Source organism: Peribacillus sp. NPDC096540, assembly GCF_050278525.1.
Lineage (GTDB): Bacteria > Bacillota > Bacilli > Bacillales > DSM-1321 > Peribacillus.
In genome coordinates this window covers 33,558-60,137 of sequence record NZ_JBNNTG010000004.1, presented here as the reverse complement: position 1 = coordinate 60,137, position 26,580 = coordinate 33,558, and the positions used below count along the sequence as shown (strand labels likewise).

27 protein-coding genes and 1 riboswitch are annotated in these 26,580 nt (G+C 37.2%); of the genes, 4 read left to right on the top strand and 23 right to left on the bottom strand.

Going from position 1 to position 26,580, the window contains the following annotated elements; translation table 11 throughout:
* Positions 1-2: 2 nt before the first annotated feature.
* From ACQKMR_RS05640 to ACQKMR_RS05630, 3 genes are read right to left on the bottom strand one after another with little or no spacing between them, the layout of a single operon-like run.
* A complete protein-coding gene (locus tag ACQKMR_RS05640) occupies positions 3-602 on the bottom strand; it encodes a CPBP family intramembrane glutamic endopeptidase (RefSeq protein ID WP_427696404.1) in 600 nt (199 codons plus the stop codon).
* Entirely contained in the window at positions 592-2,103 is a 1,512-nt protein-coding gene (locus tag ACQKMR_RS05635; RefSeq protein WP_427696403.1) for a RecQ family ATP-dependent DNA helicase, read from the bottom strand. Before ACQKMR_RS05635 ends, ACQKMR_RS05640 begins: the two co-directional genes overlap by 11 nt.
* Positions 2,103-3,167 (bottom strand): helix-turn-helix domain-containing protein, encoded by a 1,065-nt coding sequence (locus tag ACQKMR_RS05630; protein ID WP_427696402.1) that lies wholly within the window; start codon positions 3,165-3,167, stop codon positions 2,103-2,105. Before ACQKMR_RS05630 ends, ACQKMR_RS05635 begins: the two co-directional genes overlap by 1 nt.
* A 291-nt stretch (positions 3,168-3,458) precedes the next feature.
* On the opposite strand from ACQKMR_RS05630, the gene ACQKMR_RS05625 reads away from it, so the two are divergent.
* Complete coding sequence (locus ACQKMR_RS05625) at positions 3,459-3,707, top strand: ferredoxin (RefSeq protein WP_214789522.1); 249 nt, start codon at positions 3,459-3,461, stop codon at positions 3,705-3,707.
* 129 nt (positions 3,708-3,836) lie between these two features.
* Here ACQKMR_RS05625 and ACQKMR_RS05620 read toward each other — a convergent pair whose 3' ends face one another.
* Positions 3,837-4,418 (bottom strand): ECF transporter S component, encoded by a 582-nt coding sequence (locus ACQKMR_RS05620; protein WP_427696401.1) that lies wholly within the window; start codon positions 4,416-4,418, stop codon positions 3,837-3,839.
* A gap of 167 nt (positions 4,419-4,585) precedes the next feature.
* Positions 4,586-4,721: riboswitch (FMN riboswitch) on the bottom strand.
* A gap of 379 nt (positions 4,722-5,100) precedes the next feature.
* On the opposite strand from ACQKMR_RS05620, the gene serA reads away from it, so the two are divergent.
* The gene (gene serA, locus ACQKMR_RS05615; protein ID WP_427696400.1) at positions 5,101-6,675 is read left to right on the top strand and encodes a phosphoglycerate dehydrogenase; all 1,575 of its coding nucleotides are present in this window, start codon (positions 5,101-5,103) and stop codon (positions 6,673-6,675) included.
* Positions 6,676-6,802: 127 nt separating this feature from the next.
* Here the strand turns inward: serA and ACQKMR_RS05610 are convergent, their stop codons facing one another.
* From ACQKMR_RS05610 to ACQKMR_RS05525, 18 genes are all read right to left on the bottom strand, one after another.
* Positions 6,803-8,029, bottom strand: coding sequence for a hypothetical protein (locus ACQKMR_RS05610; protein ID WP_427696399.1), 1,227 nt, complete (start codon positions 8,027-8,029; stop codon positions 6,803-6,805).
* Complete coding sequence (gene sigX, locus ACQKMR_RS05605) at positions 7,995-8,555, bottom strand: RNA polymerase sigma factor SigX (RefSeq protein ID WP_427696589.1); 561 nt, start codon at positions 8,553-8,555, stop codon at positions 7,995-7,997. The genes ACQKMR_RS05610 and sigX overlap by 35 nt, the downstream gene beginning before the upstream one ends.
* A 237-nt stretch (positions 8,556-8,792) precedes the next feature.
* Positions 8,793-10,583, bottom strand: coding sequence for an ATP-binding protein (locus ACQKMR_RS05600; protein WP_427696588.1), 1,791 nt, complete (start codon positions 10,581-10,583; stop codon positions 8,793-8,795).
* The gene (locus tag ACQKMR_RS05595; protein ID WP_427696398.1) at positions 10,580-11,296 is read right to left on the bottom strand and encodes a response regulator; all 717 of its coding nucleotides are present in this window, start codon (positions 11,294-11,296) and stop codon (positions 10,580-10,582) included. The genes ACQKMR_RS05600 and ACQKMR_RS05595 overlap by 4 nt, the downstream gene beginning before the upstream one ends.
* A 292-nt stretch (positions 11,297-11,588) precedes the next feature.
* Positions 11,589-12,767: a c-type cytochrome biogenesis protein CcsB gene (ccsB, locus tag ACQKMR_RS05590; RefSeq protein ID WP_427696397.1), complete on the bottom strand. Its 1,179-nt coding sequence runs from the start codon at positions 12,765-12,767 to the stop codon at positions 11,589-11,591.
* Positions 12,760-14,409 (bottom strand): cytochrome c biogenesis protein ResB, encoded by a 1,650-nt coding sequence (gene resB / locus ACQKMR_RS05585; protein WP_427696396.1) that lies wholly within the window; start codon positions 14,407-14,409, stop codon positions 12,760-12,762. The genes ccsB and resB overlap by 8 nt, the downstream gene beginning before the upstream one ends.
* Before the next feature lie 18 nt (positions 14,410-14,427).
* Positions 14,428-14,958 carry a thiol-disulfide oxidoreductase ResA gene (gene resA, locus ACQKMR_RS05580; protein ID WP_427696395.1) on the bottom strand — a complete coding sequence of 177 codons (531 nt, stop codon included), beginning with the start codon at positions 14,956-14,958 and terminating at the stop codon, positions 14,428-14,430.
* Positions 14,959-15,169: 211 nt separating this feature from the next.
* Positions 15,170-15,910 (bottom strand): 23S rRNA pseudouridine(2605) synthase RluB, encoded by a 741-nt coding sequence (rluB, locus tag ACQKMR_RS05575; RefSeq protein WP_427696394.1) that lies wholly within the window; start codon positions 15,908-15,910, stop codon positions 15,170-15,172.
* Between the two features lie 304 nt (positions 15,911-16,214).
* Positions 16,215-16,742 (bottom strand): spore maturation protein, encoded by a 528-nt coding sequence (locus tag ACQKMR_RS05570; RefSeq protein ID WP_427696587.1) that lies wholly within the window; start codon positions 16,740-16,742, stop codon positions 16,215-16,217.
* 13 nt (positions 16,743-16,755) lie between these two features.
* Entirely contained in the window at positions 16,756-17,349 is a 594-nt protein-coding gene (locus ACQKMR_RS05565; protein ID WP_427696393.1) for a nucleoside recognition domain-containing protein, read from the bottom strand.
* The gene (locus ACQKMR_RS05560) at positions 17,342-18,502 is read right to left on the bottom strand and encodes a D-alanyl-D-alanine carboxypeptidase family protein (protein WP_427696392.1); all 1,161 of its coding nucleotides are present in this window, start codon (positions 18,500-18,502) and stop codon (positions 17,342-17,344) included. The genes ACQKMR_RS05565 and ACQKMR_RS05560 overlap by 8 nt, the downstream gene beginning before the upstream one ends.
* Positions 18,503-18,825: 323 nt before the next feature.
* A complete protein-coding gene (locus ACQKMR_RS05555) occupies positions 18,826-20,472 on the bottom strand; it encodes an FAD-dependent oxidoreductase (protein ID WP_427696391.1) in 1,647 nt (548 codons plus the stop codon).
* Between the two features lie 172 nt (positions 20,473-20,644).
* On the bottom strand, positions 20,645-21,208 hold the full coding sequence (ahpC, locus tag ACQKMR_RS05550) for an alkyl hydroperoxide reductase subunit C (RefSeq protein ID WP_057217417.1): 564 nt from the start codon (positions 21,206-21,208) through the stop codon (positions 20,645-20,647).
* A 467-nt stretch (positions 21,209-21,675) separates the two neighbouring features.
* Positions 21,676-22,551: a superoxide dismutase gene (locus ACQKMR_RS05545; protein WP_427696390.1), complete on the bottom strand. Its 876-nt coding sequence runs from the start codon at positions 22,549-22,551 to the stop codon at positions 21,676-21,678.
* 123 nt (positions 22,552-22,674) lie between these two features.
* Positions 22,675-23,163 carry a YpuI family protein gene (locus tag ACQKMR_RS05540; RefSeq protein ID WP_427696389.1) on the bottom strand — a complete coding sequence of 163 codons (489 nt, stop codon included), beginning with the start codon at positions 23,161-23,163 and terminating at the stop codon, positions 22,675-22,677.
* A 22-nt stretch (positions 23,164-23,185) separates the two neighbouring features.
* A complete protein-coding gene (locus ACQKMR_RS05535) occupies positions 23,186-23,602 on the bottom strand; it encodes a hypothetical protein (RefSeq protein WP_427696388.1) in 417 nt (138 codons plus the stop codon).
* A 55-nt stretch (positions 23,603-23,657) separates the two neighbouring features.
* Positions 23,658-24,239, bottom strand: a complete 582-nt coding sequence (gene scpB / locus ACQKMR_RS05530; protein ID WP_427696387.1) for an SMC-Scp complex subunit ScpB — start codon at positions 24,237-24,239, stop codon at positions 23,658-23,660.
* Complete coding sequence (locus ACQKMR_RS05525; RefSeq protein WP_427696386.1) at positions 24,226-24,993, bottom strand: segregation/condensation protein A; 768 nt, start codon at positions 24,991-24,993, stop codon at positions 24,226-24,228. The genes scpB and ACQKMR_RS05525 overlap by 14 nt, the downstream gene beginning before the upstream one ends.
* 218 nt (positions 24,994-25,211) lie before the next feature.
* Between ACQKMR_RS05525 and ACQKMR_RS05520 the strand changes: the two genes are divergently transcribed.
* Positions 25,212-25,304, top strand: a complete 93-nt coding sequence (locus tag ACQKMR_RS05520; RefSeq protein WP_082527555.1) for a YjcZ family sporulation protein — start codon at positions 25,212-25,214, stop codon at positions 25,302-25,304.
* 163 nt (positions 25,305-25,467) lie between these two features.
* Complete coding sequence (locus tag ACQKMR_RS05515) at positions 25,468-26,004, top strand: DUF309 domain-containing protein (protein ID WP_427696385.1); 537 nt, start codon at positions 25,468-25,470, stop codon at positions 26,002-26,004.
* A 29-nt stretch (positions 26,005-26,033) separates the two neighbouring features.
* On the opposite strand, the gene ACQKMR_RS05510 is transcribed toward ACQKMR_RS05515, so the two are convergent.
* Positions 26,034-26,378 (bottom strand): GNAT family N-acetyltransferase, encoded by a 345-nt coding sequence (locus tag ACQKMR_RS05510; protein WP_427696384.1) that lies wholly within the window; start codon positions 26,376-26,378, stop codon positions 26,034-26,036.
* Positions 26,379-26,580: the final 202 nt, after the last annotated feature.

Below are 26,580 nucleotides of genomic sequence, written 5' to 3'. Positions count from 1 at the left end.
GGTCACCCCCCTTCTTGCTTAACCCGCTTTGCTTGTTTTCTCCTGATTAATACTCCAAGGATAAAGTCAATCAAAAAATGAGCCGTGATCGTCACCAGTATATTATTTGTCCATTCAAACAAAAACCCGATAAAAAAGCTCAAACCCAAAACATTTAAAAATAAAAACCAATTAAATAAATAGCGATAATGAACCGCAGCAAAAATAATACTCGTCCAAAGTAAACCAAGATGAGTTTGCAACACTCCACGAAATAATATTTCCTCACTTATTGCTACCACTAAAGCAACAACAAAAATCATCGAGTAAGACAGACTACTGAAAATGCGTTCGTTAACCCCACCATCATCTTGATATGATGATGGTGTCACTCTCATCATTAATAAATCAAATAGAACGACTATAATTCCTGCAGGGATACCAAATAACATAATGTTAAGGTCATTGAAGATAAATAAGTCGAAAAAAGCAGAACGATCTTTAAATAAAATAATACCTAAAAAAAATGCTAACGTTAAGAGAATAATTTGTGTAAGAAACAAATTATATAGCAATTGTTTATCTGTTAGCTGTTTTATTAATTCAGATTGCTTATTTTTCATCCCAATTTTCCTTCTTTAATAAAATAAAAGCCAATTCCTGTCTCCAAGTAGTATAAGAATTAACCTGTTCTACCTTCACTGCAGGCAATAAATCGATCATTTTATTCGCATCCATTCCACAGAAGTCGCAGCAGAAAGGATTCAGCTTTTGCTGCTTTTCATCAAAGTAATTCAGAATTCCCAAACGGCGACATTTCTGAGCATATATCCAATTAAGAAATCTAAGCAACTTTTCCTGATTCTGGGCCTTCCTCTTTTGACAATACTCTCTCATCTCTGCCACATGCTGATAAGGATCCTGATTTCCTGAAAAAAACTGTGTAAAGAAACGAAGCTGGATATCATTTAAAGAAAAAGTTTGAGACAGCTGTTCTTTTTCAGAAAGAGTCAAATTTGCTGCTATCTTTTTTGCTTCGCTTAGAAAAGAACAAACACCCTCGATTTGCATATCAGTCGGCAACTGTTGTTCCATCAAATGAAGGGGAAGCCCTTCATCTCCTTCGCTATATAATAAGACAGCAACACTTTGTTTCCGATCACGTCCCGCCCTGCCTATTTCCTGCAAATAAGATTCCATTGTAGAGGGCATGTGAAAATGGATAACATATCTGACATCTGATTTATTTACACCCATGCCAAAAGCACTCGTTGCGCATATTATTTTTAATTGGCCAGAAATGAATTGCTGCTGAATAAGCATTCTTTGTTCCTGATCCATGCCGCCATGATAAAAATTGACGCTTTCTACCCCGTTTTCCTGCAAAAATCCAGTGACGGCTTCTGCCACCTTTTTAGATGAAAAATAAATAATGCCACTCCCCGTGAATTTTCTGACAAGCTCTAGCACACGGGATAGCTTTTCTTCGTAGCTGAATAGTCTCTCAGCAAGTATGGCAATATTATCCCGATCAACAGATGATACGGTTTCTTTAGCTTGACTGATATTGAGTTTTCCAATGATATCTTTTCGCACTTCTTTGGTTGCAGTTGCTGTCAAGGCGAGCGTTAGCGGATTGTTCAACTCACGTCTAACTTCTCCTAAATTCAAATAATCAGGTCGAAAATCATACCCCCATTGTGAGATACAATGTGCTTCATCAATGACAAACAAACCTATGTCTAAGTTCTTTAAGGACTTTATCACACCCTCAAGGCTAAGCATTTCAGGAGATAAAAAGATAAACCGATACATATGTAAACGATCGAAAGCCTCCCTTTTTTGATTTAACGTCAAAAAAGAATTAAGGGTTAATACACTTTTTTCACCTCTCATTTTGAGCTGATCTGCCTGATCCTGCATTAAAGACAATAACGGGGAAACTATTAAGGTCGTCTTATTTAAAAGGTAAGCAGGCAACTGATAACACAATGACTTACCTGATCCCGTTGGCAACATCGCTAAAGTATGACAGCTAGACATCAATGATTCAATCACTTCTTTTTGTCCAGGACGGAATTTATCAAATCCGAATTTTTCTTTTAAGACATGCTCTAAATTCATCATCCATCACCCAATTTCGCAAGCACAAGCCTTATTTGGAAAAAACTAATCTGTTTATTATCAACTTCCTGTTTGATCGCCTTTAGCTGTTTCGTATTTAGTTCCTTGATTGCAGCGATAATTTTCCCTTCATCCTCATGGGATACATATTCAGCAATTGGAAAGCTTTTATCAGATAAGACAATTTCAACAAGATGATCTTCAATGGTGTTGACTTTTAAACGACGGATTTCTGCTATTTCAAACAAAGTTTTCTCCGCTTGAATATATCGCAATGTCGTTTGGGTAGAGTGTGTCAAATGAGGATTACCACTCCTTTGCCAATCACTGAATAAAGATGCCAAAATAGGGTAATCTGTTACCTGTTCTATTTCCGCAAGCATTTGATGTAACGAGTCAAGAAATGTAAAGCGCACATACTCTTCTTCTACATCTTTCCTTTTTGCAATCTGTTCAAACGTAAGTCCGATCCTGTTAACACCTGTTAATTTCAAAATAAAAATATCTCTTTTTAAATGACTTTGCTGCTCTAATAACGATATCAGTTCTTCATAAAGATGCTGCGCGATCAACCCACGGTCCTGGCGATTGTTTTGTAAGAATTCCTTTACGAAATATTGGATTTTGGGGTTTCGTTGTATAGGATAAAAACGTCTTTCATTGTGGACAATATGGGATATAGTTTGAATGAGTAAGTTTAATCTCCCCCAGAATATCGGGGTGATACTTTGATATTTCCAGCCATTTAAGTATGATGGAAAAGGATACTTCTTCAAATAATCGGTTAACTTTCTCCCGCCTTGCCCACTGATTATATAAGCATCGGTTTTATCGGTTATCTCAATGAAACTATGCTCATGAAATAGTTGAATGTTTTGATTTAATTGTTGTCGGGTAAAACCAGGTATTGTCCCAAATATATTTGTTAACCCGAATAAGTGGGCATCCTGGATTGTCTGTGACGACTTCTTGCCCTGTAACATATGATAAATAGCATAAATAGAACGCTCGCCTTGAAATTTTTTTATTGCATATAGAATGATTACCTGTAGATAATTATTCATTGGACTCACATCCTTGTTTCAATTAACCAATTAAACCTATTGTAACAAAAAACTGCAAAAATCACCGTTTTTATTGATTAATACAAGGAAAATTATGTGACTAAATGACGAATCATGGAAAGGGCCATGTTAATTTTTCCGATGATTTTCGTTGACATTCTGCTACATGATAGTTATTATCAATACAATTTCTATTGAAAAGTTTGGCATTCGGTCTTACAATAGGAAAGAGAAAATAATCTGAAATAAAAAGATTATCAGTTGTTAATCAACTTAGGAGGGGTTATATTCATGGCTAAATTTACAATTGTTGATAAAGAAACATGTATCGCTTGTGGAGCTTGTGGAGCAGCAGCACCGGATATATATGATTATGATGACGAAGGGATTGCATTTGTTACCCTTGACGATAACGAAGGAATCGTTGAAATTCCAGATGTACTTATAGATGACATGATGGATGCATTTGAAGGATGTCCAACGGATTCAATTAAAGTTGCTGACGAGTCATTTGACGGGGATGCACTAAAATTCGAATAGAGGTACCAGCCATTTTCAATCGAAAATGGCTTTTTCTTGCTTCTTATGTCACTTCACCTACTAATCAAATTAAACAGACAAAAAACCGGACATAAATATCCGGTTTTTTGTTTTCTATATTTAATGCCATTAAGCATTTTTATATAATATTTGCTTATTGATCCATGTCTGTAATTTAATAAACAACAACATGAATACAGAAGTGATAAGCACGCCTTTAATCATATTGAAAGGTAAGATTGCCGTCGTTACGAACTTTCTTGACTCGGGCGCCGACATTGCATCCCATCCCATAAAGAAGGTATATGCCGGTAAAAAGACATAATAGTTTAAAACACTCATAACTACCGCCATGGAAACTGTACCAGCAAGCAAAGCGAAAGTCATCCCTTTTTTTGAATTGATTTTTTTAAATACATAGTAAGTTGGCAAGACGAACAGTATTCCTGCTATAAAGTTAGCAATATGCCCCACAGGTACAGCAGTCATTGTCCCTGTCATGACTAAATCCAATAGGTTTTTAAGAAATTCAACTAGAATTCCAGCCATCGGACCGAAAATCAATGCTGCCATCAGTGCTGGAATGTCACTAAAATCAACATTCAGAAAAGGTGGAAATCCTGGAAACGGAAAATTCAAAAGCATCAATAGATATGAAATGCTTCCCAACATTGCCAGTGTGACCATTTTATTCACTTTGTTCTTTTTCATAGTTCTCTCTCCTTCTTTTTCTGATCTACCCGAAAAAGAGGTTAGTGCTCCTTCATCATGTTGATGTTCAATAAAAAACCCTTTAATTCCGATTGAATTAAAGGGATAAATTAAAGGTTTCATCAAACAAACGTTCAGCAAATGACTGTTTGAACGCAATCAGGAACCTCCATCTTCTCCCATCCAGACTATACTGTCGGCTTTGGAATCACACCAAATCCTGCCCTGTAAGGCTCGCGGGCTTAGAAGAATTATTTCTTCATCACCGCCGGTGGGGAATTACACCCCGCCCCGAAGATAGACCTATAAAATTTTATTTTACATATTACATTATATATGACTTTCCTTTTGTTGAATAGTATTTTTAATTATAAAAAATTGTATAAAGATATCCATTTTTAAAGACCACCATGTTTTCTTACATCTCACCATCTACATAATGATGAATTAAAACAAAAATTATATTGGCGATTATATCATTTTTAAGATTATGAAAATAATTGTTCTTTTTCAAACAATAGATGATAAAGCCATTAATATTGCGGACTTATACAATTGATTCACTTACTAACACTTATTTTAAGCGCTTACATTTTAAAATGCCAAATTGACATATTCGGTATTTCAATTGTAAAATTAACTGAAATTTAAGATAACTTTTTCCTTAGGAAGGTGTTTACACGTGTATCGGATTTTAGTAGCAGATGCCATCAAACCAGAAGGACTCGGACCACTATCAGAGGCATCCAATATTCTTCTTATTCAAAAGACAGTAGAAGAAGCAGCAAATGAACTTGATCAGATTGATGCAATACTTGTTAGAAGCGCAACAAAAGTTACAGAAGATTTAATGAACCGTATGCCACAGTTGAAAATTATTGCACGCGCTGGTGTCGGCGTTGATAATATTGATATCCCTGCTGCGACAAAACGTGGGATTGTTGTAGTTAATGCCCCTGACGGCAATACCATTTCAACAGCTGAACATACATTTGCAATGATGGCTTCAATGATGCGCCACATTCCTCAAGCATATGCATCTCTGAAGAATGGCGAGTGGAAACGTTCTTCTTATACTGGAACAGAACTTCGCGGTAAAACATTAGGTATAGTTGGTTTTGGACGTATCGGAGGAGAAATCGCCAAACGCGCAAAAGTTTTTGGTATGGAAGTCATTGTATTTGACCCATTCTTAACAGCTGATCGTGCAAAAAAAATGTCTGTCACCTCCCTGCCATTAGATGAATTGCTTCCTAAAGCAGACATTATTACTGTTCATACACCTCTAACAAATGAAACTAGAGGATTAATAAATAAAGAAAAACTGCTTACCTGTAAAAAAGGTGTTTATGTATTAAATTGTGCTCGTGGCGGAATTCTTGACGAAGATGATCTATATGAAATGATTGTTAAAGGGCATGTAGCAGGCGCTGCGTTGGACGTTTTTGTTGAAGAACCTCCACTTGGCCATAAACTACTTGAACTTGATAATGTCATTGCTACACCTCATTTAGGTGCTTCTACAAAAGAAGCTCAATTAAATGTTGCAGTACAAGTTGCACAAGAAGTGCTGACATATTTTGAGGGAAATCCAGTTTCAAGTTCTATCAACCTTCCAGCCATTTCTAAAGAAGTGTTTGAAAAGGTTCAACCATTTTATCAACTCGTACAGCAAATGGGCTCAATTGCTTCTCAATGCATGAAAGAAGGCATCCAAGAGATTTCCGTTACATATGCGGGAGAATCATTGGATTTTGATACAGCCATTTTGACAAAAAGTTTAATATCAGGCTTCTTTAAATCAAGAGTTGACGCTTCTGTCAATGAAGTGAATGCCTTGCTTATTGCAAAAGAGCGTGGCATCACTGTTGGAGAAAAAATCTCTGCAGACTCTTTAGGTTATTCTAACCTTATTAGCCTTAAAGTAAAAGGTGATAATCGTGAACTAACAATCAGTGGAACTTACATTGAAAATTATGGTTCTCGTATTGTAAGTTTAAATGGCTTCAAAATCGACTTCCATCCGGAAGCAAATTTACTATATATTCAACACACCGATAAACCTGGTGTAATCGGTAACGTTGGTAAGATCCTTGGTGATCATGAAGTGAATATTGCCACCATGCAGGTAGGTCGAAAAGAAGCTGGTGGGGAAGCTATCATGGTTTTAAGCTTTGATAAACCTTTAAGTGATAACATGAAGCAATTTTTAAAGGAAACAGAAGAAATTACATTCATGGCTCGCATTTCATTATAAGAAAAAAAGAATGTGCCCCCTTAATTGCGGGCACATTCTTTTTCTACGAGATTTTAGATACACAGCAACCATTATCAGGATGTTTTATTTAGCCTAGCTCCCACTCCTTTTGGCGGACTTCCTCACCTCAATTAACTTGGTTAGGGGCTTTGGGTACTACTAGGTCTTCGGTTAGATTTAGATTGCCAACCTTTTCTATTGGAGCATTTTCAAATTTTACTCTTTTATAGCCAAATTCCTTAGCAATAAAGAGGATAGCTTCTAAAGCTTGAAGCGAATCCTCACTATTTTCAATTGCAGTATGTTCTGCTAATTGAATAGTCACAAGATCTCCAACTGAACTTATTTTTTCCCAAATTAAATCATCAGGGATAGCAGAAGATATTCCCTCTATGCCTGGCTCCTCTTTTCCTGCCTGAAGTGCCTCCTCAAAATCCTGATAATTCATATTACTTGGTACTAGAAACTTTGGTGAGGATTCATCATTTTGATAAAGTAGAAATGTGCGATTTTTTTGTTTAGGTATATCTGCTTCTTTTAAAAATCCTGCATGAGCGAACCTTGCACCTTGCTTTCCATCTGTGGCAAAGGTCATCTTCTCTATATTTAGATAGGACAGCGTCTCTTCCATCGTATGGAGAAAGAGGATATCCTCATCCAATAACTGGCTGTCTTTATGTAGCTCAATATGAGCAGTATTCATTTCGGTTCCTTGGGTAATCTCTATATCAAGCGGGAAATAGTCAGAGAGACCATATTGTTCCTCATTGATATCCGACATTTGATTAACTAACTGGTTTACAGTATCCGATTCATCATAACGATTGACAACAAATGAAATCGGGATGACAAAATTCAGTTGATTATCTGGCACACCCATGGTAATCGTCGATTTATTTTTTAGATCGTCTGGGTAAATTGCAGGAGCAAGGGCTACTTCACTGTCCTTTTTTACCGGTTCACTATCAGAAACTTTTTCTTTATTGTCTATTTCTTCTTCATGCATACTCTGAAACTTGCTATTTTCCTCTTTGTCTTCGGCAGAATTATCTTTTATTTTTGCATCCTGTTGTTCAGGATCTGACAGGGTTTTAAGTTCAGAGAGGGCTAAATTCCCATTATCGCTGCTCTCCTCTTTGCTTGTAGTCCCTTCTTTCCCGGTAATCAGTGAAGAGGCCAGGACAACCATTAAGAATAAGGAGGCAACACCCGCAATAAGAGGAAACCATTGTTTTTTCCGCTTTTTATTATGAATCCTTGCAAACACCTCATCCTTTGTTCGTTTGTCCTTTACTTTCGGAAGCTGGTGAAGCATGTCTTCAATTTCGTTTTCTTTCCAACGGGATTTTCTCAATGGGGTCATCCTCCTTTCCAGACAAATCTTCCATCATCTTTTTAATTGCCTTTAACGCACGATGCTGGGTTGTTTTAACCTTACTTTCAGTCCAATTTAATACCTCAGCAGTTTCTGATATGGACATTGCTTGAATATATCGTAATATGATGACGGACCTTTGGTCGACCTTGCATCGATTCAAACATTGATATATATCATGGATATCATCATGCATAATAGCCACCTCTTCCGGAATAGGCTGTGTATCTTTAATCATTTGCCTCTCCCAGTCGAAGTTAGAAAAGATTTTGTCTCTCCACCCTTTTTGTTTCCGAAAATAATCAATCGTCACATTTCTCGCAATAGAATATATCCAGGTTTTTTCACTGCTTTTTCCCTCAAATCGGTCATAGGCCTTCATAACCCTTATATAGACCTCTTGAACAAGGTCCTCTGCCGATTCACGATTTTTAGTCATATAAAAAATGAATTGATAAATTTCCTGATGATATTTTTCATAAAGATCGTGGAAAACGGAATCCATCATTTCCCCACATCCGTTCATAAATATAGTCGTCATTCATATATAAAAGTTACACTTTACATATGATCTTATTACAAAATTGAGTGAATATCTATATAGAAGAGTCCTATTCACTAGAATATTACTAACCTGCTCCCTTTCTAAGAAAAAAAACAAAGACAAGTTGGAAATAAATCCAATTGCCTTTGTCTCAACTGTTTCTTATGAAACAAGATTTTCTGGCAAACTACCGGTTATTCATTCAGTATTTTCCATTATTCGAGGTAGGATAATGCTGAATGTCGTCCCTTTTTTAGGTAAACTGTTTACCGAAATGTAGCCATCATGGGCATTAATGATATTTTTAACAATAGCCAATCCCAAGCCAGTACCCGATCGACCTCGTGTACGTGCTTTATCCGCTTTATAGAATCTCTCGAATACAAATGGTAAATCCTCTTCAGGGATACCTGAACCAGAGTCCTTCACATCAATAATCAACCCTCTTCGATCACTTGTCCTTTGAATGACATCAATCTTCCCGCCTGGAGGGGTATGACGAATAGCATTATCAATTAAATTCGTCAATACCTGTTCAATCCGGTCGGGATCAAAACACCACTCGATTCCGTTGTCTTGAAGATTAGTGGATATCGTTATCCCTTTTTCTTTAGCTAACCCTGAAAATTTGCTTGTAATCCTCTTTAAATAAGATGAAATAAGTATACATTCATAGCTGAGACTCATTTTTCCTGATTCCAATTTAGCTAGATCGAGTAAATCATTGACTAAACGGCCCATTCTTAGAGATTCATCATAAATAATCCTGGCCATCTCCATTTTTTCCTCTTCACTTCCAGCTATGTCATCAACAATTGCTTCACTATATCCTTGCAGCATTGAAATCGGCGTTCTTAACTCATGAGAGACGTTTGCTATGAAATCAGTCCTAAGTTTGTCCATACGCCTTTCATCACTCATATCACGAATGATGGCTACTGCTCCGCGAATATTGTCGGCATTTGTATATAAAGGACTGACAATCAACCCCCAATCCCTTCCCTGCAATGTAATTTCACCGACCTGTTCCTTATCGAAAGACTCCGATTCATCAAATAGATTCATCAGTACCAAAGGGACATTTACGTTATCTTCCCGGTTGTAGCCTTTTTCAAAGTACCAAGATTGCAGAAATCTTTCTGCTGGCGGATTCGTTTCCAGGATAGTTCCATCTTTATTGAAGGTAATGACCCCATCCGCCATACTACTAAGGATGCTCGAAAGATGTTCTTTTTCCTGGCTAAGAGCATTCATATTGAATTTCAATTGCTTTCTCATCTGATTAAATGCTATTGCCAACTCACCAATTTCATCCTGAGTCAAGATAGGCACCTTTGTATCAAATTTCCCCCTCGCAATGGCTAGGGCAGCTTCCCTCATCTTCACCAGCGGGGCATTGATCCTTGTAGATAAAAAGAAAGCAAAAATCGTTGTTAAAATAATTGCAATCCCTGCGGCCAACAGAATGAATTGCGTCGTGGACTTAGTTGTTTCTTCCATGGATTCCAAGGATTGAAATAAGAAGACCTCGTCTTGCTCCCCATTTAGTTCAAGTGGCACTCCGACAACGATTGCAGATAATTCCTTATTTCCATTGTCATCAGATAGCGCCATTTCTTTTTTTACAGTCTTTCTTTCTGTAAAAACTTTTAGCAAATCGGGATCATTTTTAATAGACTCTGGCGTAATTTTAATCTCCTTATCACCGATTGATGAGAATATCATTTTGTCATCATTAAGGATAATCATTTTCGTTTCGTTGCCTATCAATTCCGAAGCTATTTGTAAAACATTATCGCTAGAGCCCTGATGATTATTTGTAACCTCTATAATCTGCTCTGCCGTTTTGGTTAAATCATTTTCAATATTTTCAATTTGGAAATTCTGAAAGAATTCTACTAGTAGAACTGTTAAAACGATTAATACAAAAGACACGAGCAATAGAATGGTTGCCCAAAGCTTCCCTACAACACTGCCCCATAACATCAGTCATTAATAACTTCGAACTTGTAACCGACACCCCAAACAGTGACAATCATCTTGGCAGCATTTTCGGATATACGGTTTAATTTTTCACGTAGGCGTTTAACATGCGTGTCAACAGTTCGAAGGTCTCCAAAGAATTCATAATGCCATACTTCTTTTAACAATTGCTCGCGATCAAATACTTTATCAGGTGATTTCGCTAAGAAATACAATAATTCATATTCTTTTGGTGTCAAAGACACCTCTTTGTCATCTGCAAGTACACGATGTGCATCATTATCAATTGTTAAATGGGAAAAGACAATCACATCTTTTGTCGTCGTTTCGGTTTGCATGTAACTCGTGCTTGAAGAACGGCGTAATAACGCTTTCACCCTTAACACCACTTCACGAGGACTGAATGGTTTGACAATATAATCATCAGTCCCTACTTCAAATCCTTGTACCCGATTGACTTCTTCTCCTTTTGCAGTAAGCATGATTATAGGTGTTGCTTTTTTCTCTCTTAACTCACGGCAAACTTCGATTCCATCTTTTCCTGGCATCATAATATCCAATAAAATTAAATCATAATCATTTTCTAGAGCTTTTGATAAAGCAACATCACCATTTTCAGCTTCATCAATTATATATTCTTCTCTTTCCAAATACATTTTTAACAAACGGCGGATTCTTTCCTCATCATCCACTACGAGAACTTTAATAGCATTATACATTATGTAATCAGCCTCCCTACATATATTTTACAAAACGAAAACTTCTATGACTAATATTTTTTCCATCTAAAGTACGATAAATAGCCAATTCTGGTTAGCTTCTATGAACTATTCACCATTTTGTCACAATAAACACACTCCTACTATTCCCTCACTAATGCCTGGTTGTTTTTTCCCCCGAAATAACATGGAAAGAAAAGGATAGAAAAAGGGATCATTCTTAGAAACATCGATAAGTATTCTCCTCGATGTTTCAATCAAAAGACCCCCTTAAATTTATTAAATTACCGAATCAAGCATACGAATGCAAACCAGCAATAACAAGATTAACAAATATTAAGTTAAATATCATAATAGCAAAACCGATAACGGCTAGCCAAGCTGATTTTTCTCCCTGCCAACCCTTTGACATACGTAAATGTAAGAAAGCTGCATAAAACAACCAGGTAACCAGTGCCCAAACTTCTTTCGGATCCCAGCCCCAGAATCGTGTCCAGGCAACTTGAGCCCAGATCATGGCAAAAATGAGGGCTCCAAGTGTAAAGATTGGAAAACCGATAAGAACCGAACGATAACTGATTTCATCCAATAAATTCAAATTCACATTTTTAACAATCGGTTTGATCAAGGCTGCAACTCTTTTACGAGAAATCAGTCTTATCAGGCCATAAAGAACGAGTCCGACTCCCATCGACCAAATGACTGTATTCAGTTTCTTAGCATTAATTAGCGCAGGCATGTTCACCAGTGGTTCAAATCGTTCTGTATCAGTTAGTTCCCCTTCATGGGGACCTACAAGTGCAGGAAGGTTAAATTCCTGTTTAGCCAACTTTTCATGTTTATCGACCCAATCGAAATTCGCTTTATAATCCATGGCTGCGAAAGTTGAAGTTATAATGACAAAACCTATGGTACTTACTAACGTGTACATGATGATTTCAAGCCAGAACGTTCGTTTGCTCGGTTGAGATTGATCTACGAATTTGACTAAATAAATTATAGCAGCAATAAAACTAATTGCTAGGATAGACTGTCCTGCTGCTGCAGTTGTTACATGAATATGAAGCCAATCACTCTGCAAAGCAGGAATGAGCGGTGATATTTCTGTTGGGAACATACTTGCATATGCGATTATTAATAAGGCAATAGGTAAGGCAAATAACCCAAGAGCAGGCATTTTATAAAGGAAATAAATTAAAATGAAAGCACCAACAAGCATCATTCCGAAAAAAGTCGTAAATTCAAATAGATTACTTACCGGCGCGTGTCCGGCAGCAATCCACCTAGTGATAAAATATCCAATTTGTGAAGCAAAGCCGAGAATGGTAATCATTATCCCCAATTTAGCCCATTTGTTTTGTTTCTTTTCCTCTGCTCCTCGTTTATCCTTAATCGATCCTCCGAATAGAAAGGTAGCAATCAGATATAAAATGAAAGCTGCATATAAAAAGTTACTGCTTAATTCAGCCATTTAAAACTTCCCCCTTAGTAGAAGATTTCTCCTCCTCAAGTTGATCCGATGGTTCGCAAAGAGAAGTGGATTCTATTGCATGTTTTATATCTCTTTTAATACCGTGCCAGTTTTTGTTTGTATGGCCGGAAATTAAAATCTCCTCATTTTTCCTTTTAATCCAAATCCGACGGTGATTCCAATATGAACCTTGGACGACACCTACCATGAAAATGATTCCACCGGTGAACAGAATCCATAGTGTAAGATCTTTTCTAACCGTTAAAGCAGTGACATCTTTAGTTTCTATACCATTAAAAGCCATTTTATATGTATTTTCCCCTAATGGTTCCACAGTCTCTTTTATCGCAACAAAACTGACTTCACCTTCTGGTTTATCCGGTGTGTACATTTTAAAGATAAATGCCGGATTATTCGGAATCTTCGATATCGTTCTCGGTTGGCCTTTTTCATCGAACTCGAAATCTGGGAAGTAACTCATTAAATCTACTGAATATCCCTTATTTAATTCATATTTCTTTTGAGGGTTATTCAAATCAACCTTCAAGCTTCCATAATTCTCTTTGGTTTTTTTATTAATTAAATTAAAAGCCATCGTACTAAGTTCATCTAGTTTATAGTCCACTTGGTAGAGAGCATAATGATCATGTTTCAAAGGTTCATTGACTTTAATTTTAAAATCTTTGAGCTTAGCAAGGTCAACCTTTTCCCCAGGTATCGTTTCTCCCTGACGTTCATATAGTGTGACATCGGATTGATAGGTTTTAGCTATCGTACCGGTTTTGTCTATTGCGGCACTGTATTGCTCGTCCTCTTCATTTTCCTTGTCATACACCTCTAAGGTAAACCCATTGTTCTGAAGATAATATTCCCCATTTGTACCCGGAATTTCTTTCGTCTCGCCTTCCCGGAGCCAGAGAACTTTGTCAATATACATCCCGGGGACAGAGCGCAATAACGCCCCAATTAAAAAAATGATAAGACCGATATGGTTTACGTAGGGTCCCCAACGTGAAAAACGGCCTTTTTCAGCAAGAATATTACCGCTTTCCTCTCGTATATGATAACGCTGCTTTTTCAATCTCTTTTTCACTTCTTCAAGGTCGATATCTTGATCATCCAGTTTTGTTACTCCATATATTCGCTGACGTTTCATAAAACCGTCATGACGTGTGACTCCTTGTTTTTTCAATGAACGATATAAAGGAAAAAAACGATCAATACTGGCAATCAAAAGTGATATACCCAACATGCCAATGATAATCAAATACCACCATGAACTATACAAATTATGAAATCCAAGTTCATAATACACCTTTCCAAACCAGCCGTATTCTAATTCATAATGCTCTGCTGGCGTCGCAGTCGAAGGGATGTACATTTCCTGTGGCAAAATTGTACCAATCGCTGAAGCAACTAAGGCAATGACAATGAGCGTAACTCCTACCTTAACGGAAGAAAAAAAGTTCCATATTTTGTCAATGATTGTTTTCTTATAGGTTTGTGAGCGCCTGGCACTACCTTCATATCGCATATCAATAAGCTTGTTTTCTTTTTCGTTTCCAAGTACCATCCCGCAGTTGCCACAAATTTTTGTACCAAACGGATTTACATGACCACAATCGCACTTTACTTCATTCATGTCAAAAACTCCCCAATATTATGGTTTAATTCTCTCCATATGCTTTTGGATGCTCTCCTCTGTCAAAGCTCCGGTAATGATATCTATTACTTCTCCCTCTTTATCAATCAAAAAGGTGACCGGCAAAATATCCACGCGATAGGCATTCTCTACTTTACTACCATTATCGATCATGACAGGAAAGGTAAGATTATGTTTTGCAATAAAATTGTTGACAGCATATTCAGATTCCCCAACATTAACCGCTAATATCTCAACGCCCTTTTCTTTATAGTTTTTATATTGACTTTCCATATAAGGCATTTCATATTCACATGGCTTACAATATGTACCCCAAAAGTTCAAGAAGACACCTTTTCCTTTATAGTCAGACAACTTATGCTCTTTGCCTTCCATATCCGTCAAAACGAAATTAGGTGCATCTGATCCTTTTCGAAGACTTTCATTCTTATCTTTAGTGAAGTTTGTATAAAGGGCAAACACTAAAGCTGCACCTAATAGCAGAAGAATGATGGTTCTGCTAACAAGGCGTCGCTTTTTTTTATCCATAGAAATCCTCCTAAGGCAACACTAAAATTTAACCATACCATTATACCATTTAACACCATGTCCATATTTTTTACATTTCCGAAGGTTTTGTGACATTCTTTTCCGATTCATGAAAGAAAGGGTATTTACAGGTTGTTTTCCACCACCCATCCCTCAAGTAAGAAGAATGGGGTAGTGGTTTCAACCTATTAATACAAGGATAACTTCTTTCTTACATTCTCCGTTGTTTAGGCTCGGTTGTTGCTAAAGTTCGCATTAATTTGACCTCATGTGGAGTCAATTCACGGGAGTCACCTGCAGTTAAGCCGGCTAAAGTTAAAAAGCCATATTGTTCCCGCTTCAATTTAATTACAGGGTGACCAATTGCTTCAAACATCCGGCGGACTTGTCGATTTCTTCCTTCGTGTATAGTGATTTCCACAATAGCCGTTTGCTTTTTTTTATCGGTTGACAGAACCCTAGTCTTAGCTGGAGCTGTCTTACCGTCCTCCAACTTAATTCCCTTTTCTAACTTTTTCAAGCTTTCACGTAATGGCATTCCTTTCACTTTTGCCACATACACTTTATCTACTTCATGTTTTGGATGCATTAACGTGTTTGCAAACTCACCATCATTCGTTAAAAGCAATAAACCAGAAGTATCATAATCCAGGCGGCCAACTGGATAAATCCGTTCATTAATGTAAGGGAAATAATCCGTTACAACTTTTCTATTCTTGTCATCCGAAACTGCAGATATAACACCACGCGGTTTATAGAATAGGAAATAAACAGGAGCTTCTTTTTCAAGTGGGACTTCATTAACCTGAACCTTGTCATTTGGACCTACCTTCACACCTAATTCCTTCACTACTTTGCCATTCACTTTTACCTTACCTTCTAAAATCAACTCTTCTGCCTTACGACGGGAAGCCAGACCAGCATGAGCTATCACCTTTTGTAATCGTTCCATCTATCTTCACCCCATAGTATAATCATTCGTTTGTTATTGTCTATACATACACAATCATACAATTATTACATATAGAGAGGCAAAAACAAAAGGTTTTTCGTGATTAAGAGCTTTTCTTTTATTATTACACCAATTATACAGACGGTTAAATGGGTTGGTTTCCATAATGAGTGTAACATAGCTTATTTTTCCATACAAAAAAATGTTTCTTTTAGATGTAGGTTTGAATTTTCCACTAAATACTGGCCCAGTTTAAGTTTAAGGACAAAAAAAAGAAATGGAATGATACCCATTTCCCAGACTTTTATTTCATTCCGAAAACGAGAGTAACAACGATAACAGCAGCTACAATTCCGATTAGATCCGCTAAAAGACCAACCTTGAGCGCATCACCCATTTTCTTAATTCCCACAGCTCCAAAATAAACGGTCAAAACATAGAATGTGGTATCTGTGCTGCCCTGAATCGTGGCAGCTAAGCGACCAACGAAGGAATCAGGCCCATAAACTGCAATTAAGTCGCTGGTCATTCCTAAAGCCGCAGTACCTGATATCGGGCGGATTATCGCAAGTGGTAAAACCTCTGCTGGAAAATGAAGCAGGGAAAGCAACGGATTTAAAAATTGTACAATAAACTCCAGTGCCCCTGATGCCCTAAATACGGAAATGGCCACAAGCATTCCTACTAAGAAAGGGATTAGGGAAAAGGACATGCTAATTCCTTCTTTCCCCCCCTCGACGAAGGTCTCATAGGTAGGAACTTTTTTCAATGTCCCGTACAGTAATATTGTTAGTATCAAAAGCGGTATCATCCAAATTGAAATGGTGGTCATCCAGTGCAACATCCTATTCCCTCCCGTTCCTTTTTCTCCTGTAATAAAAATATCGATCAATCGCAATCCCTCCAACCGCTGAAATGGCCGTGGCGATAATAGTAGGAAATACGATATCTGTCGGGGAGTGAGCATTATAATTCATTCGAATCGCAATGACTGTCGTTGGAATCAGAGTAACGCTCGATGTGTTTATCGCTAAAAAGGTAACCATCGAGCGGCTGACCGTTGCTTTTCCTCCATTTAGTTTCTTTAACTGCTCCATGGCTTTAATACCAAGAGGCGTGGCTGCATTCCCTAGTCCAAATGTGTTTGCCATCATATTCGATAATATATATCCCATTGCTGGATGATTGGGTGGGACCTCTGGGAATAGCCACCTCATGAAAGGTCTGAACAAGTTGGATAACTTATCGAGCAGTCCAGATTCTTCCGCTATTTTCATTAACCCCAGCCAAAAAACCAGAATGCTCATCAACCCTAGACAAAGGGTGACTGCTTCCTTTGCACTGACAAAAAGTGCTTTATTCACCTGATCCATCGTTCCATTTATCATTCCAAATACGATGCCGATCACCGTCATTCCAACCCAAATATAATTAACCATTGCTTTTGATTCCTAATACTGTTTCAAATAGTTCAGCCCAGGTAGATTGAAAGGATTGATGCTTGAAGCTTTCTTTAGCTTCTCCATAAAAAATAGAACGTGAACCGATTTTTTTTCCATCGAGATAGATAGTAGCTTTGCCAATTACTTCAGGGATTTTTCGTTTATCTTCCCAAGCCTTTTGTGGTTTCAACAATTTCATTTTCACATTGACCAGTTTTCTTTCTTCTTTAGTGAGTGGATACGAAAAATCGTTTTTAATATATACATGGCCTCTATAGGTTTTATTTTTCATATCTTTTACCAAGCCTTCAGGTAAAATTTCAGTTGGCTTATATTCTTTAAAAGCGGATTCATACATTTGAATATGATCATTCCAATCGTCTGGACCATTCAATGTTACAGCTATTAGATTATGATGGTTTTTTGTAGCAGTCGTGACCAGAGTACGCTTTGCCAGTTTGGTAAACCCTGTTTTTCCCCCAGTACAATACTCATATAACTGTGTCAGTAGTCGATTTTTGTTCTTCCAGACATAATCCCATTGTTCTGTTGAATTAGGTGCTCGGTGCACCTTAGTACCTGCAATCTTTTTATACGTTTTATTTTGCATGGCATAACGAGTCAGTAAAGCCATATCATATGCTGTTGAATAATGGTTATTCGTATTATCCAAACCATGCGGATTTGAGAAATTTGTATTCTTCATACCGATTTCCTCTGCCTTTTGATTCATCATCCAGACGAAGCCATCAAGGCTCCCGCCAACTTTTTCGCTGATTGCGACTGCCGCATCATTCCCCGAACGTAACATCAATCCATATACCAAATCTTCAAGCTTAATCTTTTCTCCTTCTTTTAAATAAAGGGAAGAACCCTCAGTCCCGAAGGCATTACTACTAATCTTTACTGTTTCCCCCATTTTCCCCGATTCAATAGCCAGTATAGCCGTCATGATTTTCGTGATGCTGGCAATACGGTTTTTTTCATGAGCATTCACCTCATAAATGACCCTTCCGCTTTCCTCATCCATTAATATCGCGCTGTGGGCACTAACGGCTACGTTAGCATTGGCGCTATGTACCGGTGTTAGAAAAGACAATAGGAGAATGACAATAGACAAACCTGATAACCCTTTATATAGAAAACGCATGAGTGCCCCCTCGTCTCTTAGCTTGTTTTTGTACAAGTTTATGCAAAGGGACAAGGGTTATGAATAAAAAGAATGTGAATATCTATAAGATCCTAGGATTTAAAAGGGCTATTCCCATAAAACTTTATATAACATTAAAAAATTTTACCCATGTACTAGTCTAGATCAGGGTAAATCCAAATGCCCCTCCACTCATTGAGGAGTATGAAAGGAGGATCATTTTATATTTTGTGTAGAGTGAATTTCCGATGAAGCCTCCATGTTTAAACCAAAAAAAAATCGATAGGGGACATAAGATGTCCCCCTATCGATTTAGCGTTCTATCATACTAATAATGCAGCGATTTCATCAATTTTCTTAGCTCCGAATACTACTTCTTCATCATTAATGATCATAGCCGGCACGCTCATGACTTTATATTTCTTCTTGATTTCCTGGAAATTACTTATATCGACCATTTCAGCTTCAACGTTAGGGTTTTCAATAGCAATACGTTGTGCACCCACTACAACGTCTGGGCAGTAGTGACATGCCAATGATACCATAACTTTAATGTTGGCTTTTTTACTGATTGATTTAATCGAATTTAAAACAACTGAATCCAACGCTTGACCAGGTCCAGCTAGGTTATAAATAGCTAAAATGAAGGAATTCAACTCATGACCGCCTGGTACACCATGGTATTTGACACCACTGTATTCACCTCTCGAATTTAATAGAGAGACAACCGGGAACTTATCAGCATTGATTTTTTCTTCGATTTCCTTATTTTCACCTTTGTTATATAACTCAAGATGAAGCTTATCACCTAATTCAGCAACATCCAACAAAAAATCACGCAATTCGACTGATTTTGACAAACTTTCGTCCACAATAGATACCAACGTTACATCGCTTTCCATCTTGCCGAAGATTCCTTTTAATTGACCACGTAATGCGTCACTTAATAGGGCGCTTTTTCCTGCTGGAACAGCAGCCTGTTCTTTTTTCGCTGGTTTTTCAACTGCAGGCTCATCTTTAATACCTAAGCGATCTTTTTCTTCAGCAATGTATTTACCTGCATCCGTTGCTGCAATCGCTCCGTCAGAAACAGCGGTGATAATCTGACGCAAGGATTTTGGTCTTAAGTCGCCAGCTGCATATACACCTTTCACATTCGTTTTCATATCATCATCTGTGAGAATGTAACCAGCATGGTCCATTTCGATATGTCCGTTGAAAATCTCTGTTTTCGGCTCGTAACCAATGAATACGAATACTCCAAACGTACTGTCTTCTTTCTTCGCTTCATATTCAAACTCTTCTTTGGTAACGTTATTGATAAAGCGGGTACTTTGAATCATTCCATCCCCATATACCCCAAGGATTTCTGTATTGAATTTCACTTCAATCTTATCGTTTTCCATTACTTTATCAACAATAGAAGGAGCACATGAGAAGCTTGATTCCCTGGCAATGATTGTGACTTTTGTAGCAAAACGAGTCAGGAAGATAGCTTCTTCAGCTGCTGCATATCCTGCTCCAATAACGAAAACTTCCAACCCTTCAAAAAATTCGCCATCACAGGTTGAGCAATAAGCTACTCCACGACCAGTAAATTCTTCTTCCCCAGGGAATCCAAGTGTTCTCGGAGAGGCGCCTGTTGCAATAATTACAGCTCGCGCATGGTAATCCCCACTAAGCGTTTTAACGACCTTTACCTCACCAGAGAAATCCACTCCTGTTACATCAGCTTTGGCAAACTCCACTCCAAAATCTTCATTTTGAAGTTTCATTTCTTCAACTAACCTTGGGCCAGAAATGTGTCGAATACCAGGATAGTTTGCAATTTCTGATGTTGTTGCAGCTTGTCCGCCACCTGTACCTTTTTCAAGAATTATTGTTTTAATTTTAGCTCTACCTGCATATACACCCGCAGAAAGACCTGCAGGACCGCCACCAATAATTATTAAATCATGTATTTTTTCCATTGTTGTTCTCCTTGTTGAATAATAATACGTACTAAAAAACAGTTTATTTTGAATAACAAAAGGCACTTATTTTAGGTAAGTGCCTTTTGTCATTAAAAGTTTTGTCAAACGAATTGACTTCGTAATTAATGTGTAGATAGTGTCCATTAACGAATCGGATTATATCCTAAGATTAAAGTTTACCTACTAGATCTAAGCTTGGTTCAAGAGTCGCTTCACCTGGAGTCCATTTAGCTGGGCAAACTTTATCACCATGTTCTGCTACAAATTGTGCAGCTTGAACTTTTCTCACAAGTTCTTCAGCATTACGACCGATTCCTAAATCATTCACTTCGTATGCTTTAATTTGTCCTTCTGGGTTTACGATGAAAGTTCCACGTAGAGCTAAACCATCTTCTTCGATTAATACACCGAATTGACGAGATAAAACGTTTGCAGGGTCAGCTAACATTGGATATTGAATTTTACCAATTGTATCAGTAGCATCAGCCCATCCTTTGTGGCTGAAATGAGTATCTGTTGAAACTGAGTAAACTTCACAACCAATTTCTTTGAATGTTTCATAGTTGTCTTGAAGATCAGCTAATTCTGTTGGACATACAAATGAAAAATCAGCTGGGTAGAAGAAGAATACTGCCCATTTTCCTTTAACATCTTCTAATGTTACTTCCTTGAACTCACCTGCATGGTAAGCTTGTACTTTAAAATCTTCAACTTGTTTATTAATCAATGACATAATAAATTCCTCCAATAGTATATTTTTTTATCTGCTCCTATTTATAATAATTATTAAATAGAAACTAGTCAATAAATATACCTTAATAATTTTTAAGTTCACAAATTAGCCACAGTTTTTATATTGATATACATTAAATAATTTATAAAACCGCATTGTACTTTAAAATAGCGTACTTAACATATCTTCAATGTTATATCAAGGTTAAAAATAACAACTATCCTAATTATTTTGAAAGATGATATTGTCTCCTTTTCAATAAAATAATAAATTTCAAATGAGAATCAATTGTCGATTCGTAATATTATTTACTTCATCTTTCATATACTTCCCACATTATTCCTAATTAATCCTAAAAAACTAATCTATTCAGACCTTTTAGACGAAAAAATGCCGAACCCTAACGGCTCGGCCCTTCTACTCAAAAACAATTCGTTTTTGGTACGACATATATTTTATCGTTATTGTTATTTCCAAGTAAGCTTTTTCGCTTCAGTAAACCGTAAAGCTGTCTGGGGCCAGTTTACAACATCCCACCATTTATCCACATAAGAAGCTCTATTATTTTTATATTGCAAGTAATATGCATGTTCCCACACATCTAATACAAGTACTGGAATCGTATCCCATTGTGTTAAAATCATATGCAACTCTGATTGAAGAATTTCTAGTTTACGCGCACGTGGGACCCAGACTAAAATCGCCCAGCCAACACCTTCAACCTGTTTTGCTGCTTCACTAAAGTGATTTTTAAAGGCCGCGAAACTTCCAAAATCCTTCTCGATCTGTTTAAGTAAGTCTCCCTTTGGCTGTCCGCCGCCTCTTGGTATCATCCCTTCCCAAAATATTGAATGCAGATAATGCCCGGATCCATGAAAGGCTGCTTCTTTTTCCCAATGTTTCAACAATGAATAATCCTTAGTCTCCCTCGCTTTTTTCATCATTAATTCTGCTTTATTCAGACCATCTACATATGTTTGGTGATGCTTATCATGATGAAGGTACATGATTTCCTCTGAAATGGTCGGTTCCAACGCATTATAGGCATAAGGTAGCGGCGGAAGCGTATGTTTTCCAATTGCTACAGATTGAGTATGTCTTTGCTGAGTACCGAGATCTCTAGCTATCTCTTCAATTTCTTCGTAGACCCGAGCCATCTCTTCTTCAATCAATACCATATTCTCATAATCTATTTCCTCTGAAACTAGATCATTAGTCCATTGGGAAAGCCTTTCAATGTTTGCCAACACTGTAGAATCGGTGATATCTATCCTCTCAAGATATGCCATAATTTCATCAATCCAATCACTTACCTCTTTTGCATACTGTCTTACATCAGACATTTTCCAACCCCCCTGTAACCTAATTACACATAAATCATCAGAGTATTTTATGTTACAAATAAGCGGAGATTCCATTTATAAACAAAAAAAAAACAACAAGGCCTATTAAGCCTCGCTGTTTCTTTATCTTGACTGTAACATTTTTGTCCGGTAATCCGTTTCATAATACTCTAAATCTTCTCGCATGGTCTGAAATCCACTTTCTACGGATTTCAGAATAGATATAATGCTGTCCGGTACACCTTGATGAAATTTAATCGAGTTTTTTCCCGTATAAGCAGATCGGCTGTCTTCAAACCAACGGTCTGATTTTGGGGAAAAGTATTCTTCTATACATTGATGATACACTCTATATAGCGTCTTTTCAGCTGCAGCTTTATTAAAAACTTCATTTTTAAGAACGATTTGGCAAGCTTCTAAACCCTCTTCACAACTTACAAGCATTCTTCTTAAACTAGAGAGAATTCCTTTATAATAACTTTCTTCCCCTCTTTTTTCCTGTTGAAGCTTAGAATAGGTCGTCTCATTTAAGAACTCTTCTAATTGAGCTACTGTGGTATCTAAAAAGCCTTTTACATCCTCAAGCTGAGATTTTACCAATGTATTCCCCAACCGTGAACCCTCCTCAAAATGATTATGAATAAATATAAAAATCTATTTGTGATTTAATATCATATGGTTTAGCTTGGTCAATAGATATAAACACTTTCTCCAATTTTTCAAAATTTATATTTTCGAAATAACCAGCTAACTCTTGTTCTGAATTAATGTATATACGTTTTCGGCTGGACAAACTCGGGTCTTTGAAGAGGCAAACCATTGCAATGATATCAGCCATATAAATATCTCGGTCAAAACTTTTGAATAAAGGATTGGTGGGATACGGAGTCCAACGAGCGGCCATCTCATCAAAATAGCGAAGATACAGTACGTTCAGTGTCTTTTCTTCTCCATCCTTTATGTATTCTATAACGGATCGGTTAAAAAATTCCTCCGGAGAATTTGACTTTTCTTTTTCAAGCTCAAATCCATTGCAAGTTACAATTCTCACCCGAAATCCCCCCGCATTCAGTTTTTTCTATATTATCACAATTTAAAGAAAAATGTTATTCGATTGTTTGTTGAAATTTCTCAAAAAACAAATCTGCTTCACCGTTTTCGAAGCTTTCATCTGGATTATCAGAGAGTGGCGGTAATTCTTTAATTGAGTTCAGGCCGAAATAATCCAAAAACTCTTTCGTTGTCCCATATAAATAAGCCCGACCAGACCCTTCAGCACGTCCGACCTCTTTTATTAGTACTTTAGTTACAAGTGTATGAATCGGGCGTTCCGTTTTGACACCGCGAATTTCATCAATCTCAGCTCTCGTAATCGGCTGCTTATACGCGATGATTGCGAGTGTTTCCAAAGCAGCTTGTGATAAACCTTGAGTACTTGAAGTTTCTACAAGTTTTTTTAAATAATTCGAGTGTTCTTTTTTTGTAGTCATTTGAAACACACCTGCTATTTCAATCACTTGAACCCCTCGTACATCCGATATATATTCTTCCTTTAAGCTTTCAACGATGTCTGTTGCCTGATATTCTGTAATTTCTAGGACAGAGGCGATTTGTTTGACTGAAAGTCCTTCATCTCCAGCAGCAAACAATAATGCCTCAAGAATCCCCTTCCAATTAATAACTTCCAATTGGTTCTACACCTTCCTTAGCTGCAATCATAATTTCCGAAAAATTATCTTCTTGTTCAACGATTATTTCATTTTGTTTCATTAGTTCCAATACCGCTATAAAGGTAATGACGATATGCTCCTTAACCGGTTGTGAAAAGAGCTCAAAAAAGCTTTTTTTTCCTTTAAATGATTGTAACTCAATCATGATTTCATCCATGCGTTTTTCAATTGATATCTCTTGTTTCGTCACTTTTGTATATAGGGGCTTTTGTATTTTTTGTCTTCGCAACAGTTTTTGCAGAGCGCCCAACATATCGTATAGACTAATATTCAACTCTTGTTTTTCACTTTCCGTTTCTTTTACATATACAGATAAATCACTTGGCGGTTTTGTAAACATCAAGCTTCGTTCTTCTTCCAACTCCTTAAATTCTTCTGCAGCATTTTTATACTTTTTATATTCTAATAGTTTTTCCACGAGCTCGTCCCGTGGATCTTCTTCAAATAGTTCTCCATCTTCATCAATCAATTGTTCATCTTCATGCTTAGGCAGCAACATTTTACTTTTGATGGCAAGTAGTGTCGCAGCCATTACTAAATATTCACTGGCCACATCTAATTCAAGATGCTGCATCGTATGAATGTAACCTAAATATTGCTCTGTGATATCAGCCATTGGAATATCATAGATATCTATTTCAAGACGATTTATCAAATGAAGGAGTAAATCCATCGGACCTTCAAAAGCATCAATTTTAATATTATAACCCATAAAAATACCCCATTTAAATCTAATTGGCCAATGTTAGGCCTATTTCTTTTACTAATCAAGTATAGTGGATTACCGACCTTTATCCAATAATAATAATTTGCGGCACTTAGAAAAGTTCTTAAAAGGGATTTTTGTTAATTGGGTCACTGCCCAATCACATTTGTAAAACCAACATAACCTAGGAATGTAAGAATAGCAGAACAAAGGAGGAACTTATTATGGGTAGCGGTGGCTTTGGGCACGGCGGCGGATTTGCGTTTATTGTAGTATTGTTCATTTTGTTAATTATTGTCGGTGCTTCTTGGTGCTAATTGAAGACTGATGAATCAAGCTGATTGCATAGCAATCAGCTTTCCTTATTTTCCAGGGTAATCTTCTGTGATAAACTAAAGAGAGTATACACGCACGGTGTAAAGCTGGTTAAAATGGCTTTTCTACCTTAAATGAACCCATCAAACAAAAGGGGTGCTCAGATTGAATTACCCGGAAGACTACCTGTCTTTCCTTGTCCATTTTCATGGCACTAGGGATTATTTTGAATGTCACGAAATTCTTGAAGAATACTGGAAGGATACTGAACCAAAAGAGCGTTACTCGCATTGGGTCGGGCTGATTCAAATTGCAGTTGCCCTATATCACGACCGTAGAGGCAACAAACAAGGTGCTACAAGGACCCTTGCTAAAGCTATCGCCAATCTCCGTTCGAAAAAAGTAGAGCTGCAACAGTTAGGCATCAATCCCGAAGAACTGCTCAATTTGCTTCAGAACACCCATACACGTATGTTGTCTAAAAAACCATATGAAAGCATCAACCTTCCGATAACGGATCAAGATTTGATTGTACAATGCCAAGCAATATGCAGCCAGGAAGGATACAAATGGTGCACAGATAGCGACATGGGTAATTTATCATTAATAGACAAGCATCTAAAACGTGACCGTTCAGATGTTATTTCAGAAAGGGCTCGACAACTATCCCTCCGAAGAGCAAGAATAGAGGACCACTCTTAAGAGTGGTCCTCTATTCTTGCTCTCATGGTTTAAGCTTCTTCACATTTGTCAAGGAAGCTTTCCGTATATTCATTTGCTTTGAATTCTTTGTCAGGATATTGCTCCTTTAGCGCCCTGACCATTGCTTTACCGATACCTTGCTTTCGAAAAGATGGATTTACAGATATATGTTGAATCTCAATGTGATTTGGAGAGACTTCTATTCCGATCAAGCCTGTAATCTCTTCTTCTTTCCATAAGAACAACTGTAGATTTCCATCTGTTTCGTAATCCTTCATCGTATTCCGAAGCACTTTTATCTCTTTTTCATTTGGCATGAAAGATAATAATCCCATGGCAAACTTCTCATAACTTTTCTTATACTTAATCAACATAATATCCCTCGTTACTAAATAACGTTTTTATTATCTACCTGTTTCTAATTAATTTGCTTTGAATAATAATCCCCACTTATAACATTTCCATCATACATAAAATCTTCTTTCGTTTCAACATCACTTTCAGCACTTGATTTAAAGATCTCCTATGTGCTACGCGATGAACAGCCAATATATGATTCCCCACATCAAAGCGATA